At 32.6% G+C, this 1,316-nt stretch carries 2 protein-coding genes; both read right to left on the bottom strand.

Annotated elements, in window-relative coordinates:
- Positions 1 to 53: 53 nt before the first annotated feature.
- Entirely contained in the window at positions 54 to 947 is an 894-nt protein-coding gene (locus tag GJV76_RS15560) for an IS3 family transposase (RefSeq protein ID WP_155093492.1), read from the bottom strand.
- Positions 941 to 1,255: a transposase gene (locus tag GJV76_RS15555; protein WP_155093491.1), complete on the bottom strand. Its 315-nt coding sequence runs from the start codon at positions 1,253 to 1,255 to the stop codon at positions 941 to 943. The genes GJV76_RS15560 and GJV76_RS15555 overlap by 7 nt, the downstream gene beginning before the upstream one ends.
- Positions 1,256 to 1,316 lie beyond the last annotated feature (61 nt).

Genomic DNA, 1,316 nt, shown 5'->3' with positions numbered 1-1,316 from the left:
TGTTTTGACCCCTATAAACCTAGAGTATTTTTAAATTTTTAAAGTATAATGTTTTAGGCTACTTTTTCTCTGCTACAAATCAAGTGTTTGTCCTTTTCCCATTTCTCCATTGGAGTGATTTTTCCAAGCAAGCCATGTAGTCTTTTGTTATTATAAAATACTACGTACTTCTTTAATATTTGTTCTATTTGTCCAAAAGTAAAGTATTCAAATTTAGTAAAAACCTCTCTTTTTAAAGTACCGTGATAGGCTTCTATGTGAGCATTTTCCTCTGGTGTTGCTACGTGTGTAAATTCTTGTGATACACCTACTAAGGAAAGATATTCTCTTACATTCTTGGCAATAAATTGACTACCATTATCCGATCTAATAACCACATTTTTAGGGTAATCTAACTCTTCAAAAAGCCCTGACAATAATTCTATTACCTGCTTCTGCTTAATATTAAAGCTGAAGTAGTCTTTTAATATTCTACGACTGTGTACATCAATTACAGAAAGTAAATAAGCATTTTTACCTTTTTGTGGTATCCATACCATCTTAATATCCATTTCAATACACTCTAAGGGTCTTGTAGTCTTTACTTTACGATGCTTAACGTACTTCTTATCCGAATGATCTCTAGTTATACGAGTTTGTAAAAGCTTGGCGTTTTTCATGATACGATATACTTTTTTATGGTTAATGGTGTACCCTTCGCGTTTAAGATACTCGCTCATCATACGGTAGCCACAATCCATAAAATCACCCCTTAAAAGCTCTTTAATTGACTCTACAACAGTTTGTTCATTAACCCAACCTTGGGTTTTATGATAGGTTAATAAAGTAGCTTTATTACCTTTTGACTTGCCAGAACCCTTGAAGTAGTACGTGCTTTCACTTAAGCCAACCCAATGTATTAGTTTAGCTTTACTTTTTTGATATTTACTATAAAAGTATTCTACCAGATCTTTTTTGGATCGGATGTCCCAAACTTTTTTTTTAGAAGTTCACGTTGAACTTCTAATTCTATTTCTTTATCACTTAGTAGTTTACGGAGAATCTTATTCTCTTCTTCTGCTTTTTTAAGTTCTTTTGATTTGTCAGAAACAGCAGGTCTTAATCCTGATTCTCCTTGAGAATCGAATTTCTTCTTCCATGAGTAGAAAGTACCTGTACTTAAACTGTGTTTACGACAAGTTTCTATTACCCCATTTTCTTCTGCTTCTTCTAAAATTGATAGCTTCTCAGATAAGCTCCATTTCTTGTATTTCATAAGTCCAAAGTTATGTAATTAATTTACTAGTTTCACTCCAGCTTATTTAGGGGCTAAGATA

The organism is Myroides albus (assembly GCF_009711045.1).
In the GTDB taxonomy this organism is placed as follows: domain Bacteria; phylum Bacteroidota; class Bacteroidia; order Flavobacteriales; family Flavobacteriaceae; genus Flavobacterium; species Flavobacterium album_A.
This window is presented reverse-complemented; position numbering and strand designations above follow the sequence as displayed.